4 protein-coding genes are annotated in these 2,917 nt (G+C 68.3%); all 4 read right to left on the bottom strand.

Annotated elements, in window-relative coordinates:
• Window positions 1–175: 175 nt before the first annotated feature.
• Window positions 176–1,381, bottom strand: a complete 1,206-nt coding sequence (locus tag J0695_RS35685) for a DivIVA domain-containing protein (RefSeq protein ID WP_206968928.1) — start codon at window positions 1,379–1,381, stop codon at window positions 176–178.
• Window positions 1,382–1,430: 49 nt separating this feature from the next.
• Window positions 1,431–1,715 (bottom strand): YggT family protein, encoded by a 285-nt coding sequence (locus J0695_RS35680; RefSeq protein ID WP_206968927.1) that lies wholly within the window; start codon window positions 1,713–1,715, stop codon window positions 1,431–1,433.
• A 72-nt stretch (window positions 1,716–1,787) separates the two neighbouring features.
• Window positions 1,788–2,405 carry a cell division protein SepF gene (locus J0695_RS35675; RefSeq protein ID WP_206968926.1) on the bottom strand — a complete coding sequence of 206 codons (618 nt, stop codon included), beginning with the start codon at window positions 2,403–2,405 and terminating at the stop codon, window positions 1,788–1,790.
• Between the two features lie 139 nt (window positions 2,406–2,544).
• Window positions 2,545–2,917: alanine racemase (locus J0695_RS35670; protein WP_206968925.1), on the bottom strand; the 373-nt coding region annotated here is incomplete at its 5' end.

Genomic DNA, 2,917 nt, shown 5'->3' with positions numbered 1-2,917 from the left:
CGTGGCGGGGCTGCGCCCCGGCCCCCGCAACGCGGCCGAAGGTCGCGTGCCGGAGCTCGGGACTCGCCCCCGTCACATCGCGGCGGGCACGCAAAAGGGCCGGGCCCCGGGGAAACCCCGGGGCCCGGCCCTCAGCCTGCCGACGGCTACGCGCTCAGCACGCGCGAACCGCCCGTCAGTTGTCGTCCTCGTCGATCAGAAAGCCACGCATCGGCGAAGGCGCCTGCTGCATCGGCTGCGGCGCCTGCGGCCGCACCGGTGCCATCGGCTGCGTCATCGCGGGCGACATCTGCTGCTGGCCGCCGTACGACGACTGGCCCATGGACGGCTGGCCCATCGGGGGCTGCCCGCCCATGGACGGCTGGCCGCCCATCGTGTGGCCGCCATGACCCATCGCACCCGCACCGGCCGGCTGCATCGACGGAGCCGAAGGCAGCGACGGTGCGGACGGGGTGCGCGGCGGTGCGAGCGAGTCGTCGGCCTGGGTCTCCAGCTGGCGCAGCTGCGACTCCAGGTAGGACTTCAGCCGCGTACGGTACTCGCGCTCGAAACCGCGCAGGTCCTCGACCTTGCGCTCGAGCGTTGCGCGAGCGGACTCCAGGGAGCCCATCGCCACGCGGTGCTTCTCCTGCGCGTCCCGCTCCAGGGCGTCGGCCTTGGCACGGGCGTCGCGCTCCAGACCCTCGGCGCGGCTGCGGGCCTCGCCGACGATCTTGTTGGCCTCGGAACGGGCCTCCGCGATCGCCTGGTCGGCGGTCTGCTGGGCGAGCGACAGAACACGTGCGGCGCTGTCGCCGCCGGGGCCCTGCTGCGGAAGCTGCGGGGCGTGGCCGCCCATGGGGCCGCCCATCTGACCCTGCATGGGGTTCTGGCCCATGGGGCCCTGACCCATCTGCTGCTGGCCCATGGGGCCCTGGCCGAGCTGGTTCTGGCCCATCGGGCCCTGACCCATCTGCTGCTGGCCCATGGGGCCCTGGCCCATCGGACCCTGACCCATCGGGCCGGGACCGTGCTGGCCCTGCGGGCCGGGACCGTGGCCACCCTGGCCCGGCGGCAGCTGCGGGGCGCCGCTCTGCAACTGCGGCGGGCCCATCTGCTGCTGAACCTGCGGCGGTCCGGATATGGCGGCAGGCACCGGCGCACCCGGGCCGCCTCGTCCGTCCTGCGGCTCCGGCTTGCGCATGCCCTGCTGCTGGTTCTGCGCTGCGGCTCGCGTCGCGGCAGCGAGCTTGGCGCGCAGATCCTCGTTCTCACGAAGGAGTCGGGTCAGCTCGGACTCGACCTCGTCGAGGAAGGCATCGACCTCGTCCTCGTCATAACCTTCTCGGAGGCGGACGGTCGTGAACTGCTTGTTCCGCACGTCCTCGGGGGTCAACGGCATCTCTTCTTCACCTCTACGTAGTCGTCGGCAGTCGGCAGGACCGTATCGTTCACACCCGGCTCACAATGTTGATCAGGATGTAGACGATGATCATCAGAACGAAGAAGGACAGGTCGAGTGCCACGCCCCCGAGACGCAGCGGCGGAATGAATCGCCGCAGAAGCTTGAGCGGTGGATCGGTGACAGTGTAAGTGGCCTCCAGAACGACCACCATCGCCTTGCCGGGCTGCCATGAACGGGCGAACTGAAAGACATAGTCCATGACAAGCCGGAAGATCAGGACAATCAGGAAGCACATCAGCACGATGTAGATCACCTGTAGTGCGATGCCCATCTCGTGCTTCCCTCTCCCCTGACTTGCTCAGTCTTCCGGCCTCCCGGCCGGTGTCGTACCCGGTGTCTTGTCTCAGCTCTGGTTGAAGAAACCGCCCTCTGCGATACGGGCTTTGTCCTCCGCCGTGACATCGACGTTAGCAGGCGACAACAGGAACACCTTCTGCGTCACCCGCTCAATGCTGCCATGCAGACCGAAGACGAGTCCTGCCGCAAAGTCGACAAGTCGCTTCGCATCGGTGTCGTCCATCTCCGTGAGATTCATGATCACCGGAGTGCCCTCACGGAAGTGTTCCCCGATGGTACGGGCCTCGTTGTAGGTCCGGGGGTGCAACGTGGTGATGCGGTAGGGCTCCCGCTCGGACACAACCTTGGGCATGATCACCGGGGCGTTCTTCTCCATGCTCGGGCGTTCGGGTGTGATGGACGCCACGGGGGCAATTCGCGCTGGACGTCCGCTTTCTGCGGAAATCGGAGCGGGTCGGTGGGACGCCTCGCGCTGAGCGGGCGGCTGTACGACTCGTACCGGTTCGTCCTGCTGCGACTGTTGCGTGGGCTGGTGCCGCCGCCGGTCGCGCTCGGGCTCCGGCTCGGGTTCGAATTCGTCGTCGGGGTCGAACCCCGGGCCGTCGTAACCGTCGTCCTCCACGAGGCCGAGGTAGACCGCCATCTTGCGCATCGCGCCGGCCATGCTCTGAGTCCTCCGCTCTGTGGTGGATCGCCCTTGTGCCAAAGTGCAGTGCCACCAAGCGCCCGCGATCCACTCGATCTCCCCGCCGATCAGCGGGAATGACCATATTTTCTGCTGTGGTCCGACTTGCTTGGCGACGCTACCCGAGCCTGGGACGAACTCCGAGTACCGCAGTACCGACGCGCACATGTGTCGCTCCGGCGGCCACGGCATCTTCGAGGTCCGCACTCATCCCTGCTGACACCATGTTCGCAGCCGGATGGGCTGCGCGCAGGCGGGATGAGATTTCCATCAGCTGCTCGAACGCCGCCTGCTGCCGTCCCGCGTACGGTCCGGCGAGCGGCGCGACGGTCATCAGACCGTCGAGCCGCAGTCCTGGTGAGGCGGCAATCAGCGCCGCCAACTCCTCTACACCGTCCCGTGCGACGCCACCGCGCTCGCCCCGCCCGCCCGTTTCGGCGTCCAGCGCGACCTGGACCAGGCACCCGAGCTCGCGCTCCGCCCGTACCGCC

It is taken from the genome of Streptomyces beijiangensis, assembly GCF_017315755.1.
Taxonomy (GTDB): domain Bacteria; phylum Actinomycetota; class Actinomycetes; order Streptomycetales; family Streptomycetaceae; genus Streptomyces; species Streptomyces beijiangensis.
Note: the sequence above shows the minus strand (reverse complement) of the source record. Positions and strands in the feature narration are given on the sequence as shown.

What these genes read in the sequence shown, in the direction of transcription:
- J0695_RS35675 (WP_206968926.1), bottom strand. Translation starts at nt 2,405, where the DNA reads ATGGCCGGCGCGATGCGCAAGATGGCGGTCTACCTCGGCCTCGTGGAG.
- J0695_RS35685 (WP_206968928.1), bottom strand. Translation starts at nt 1,381, where the DNA reads ATGCCGTTGACCCCCGAGGACGTGCGGAACAAGCAGTTCACGACCGTC.
- J0695_RS35680 (WP_206968927.1), bottom strand. Translation starts at nt 1,715, where the DNA reads ATGGGCATCGCACTACAGGTGATCTACATCGTGCTGATGTGCTTCCTG.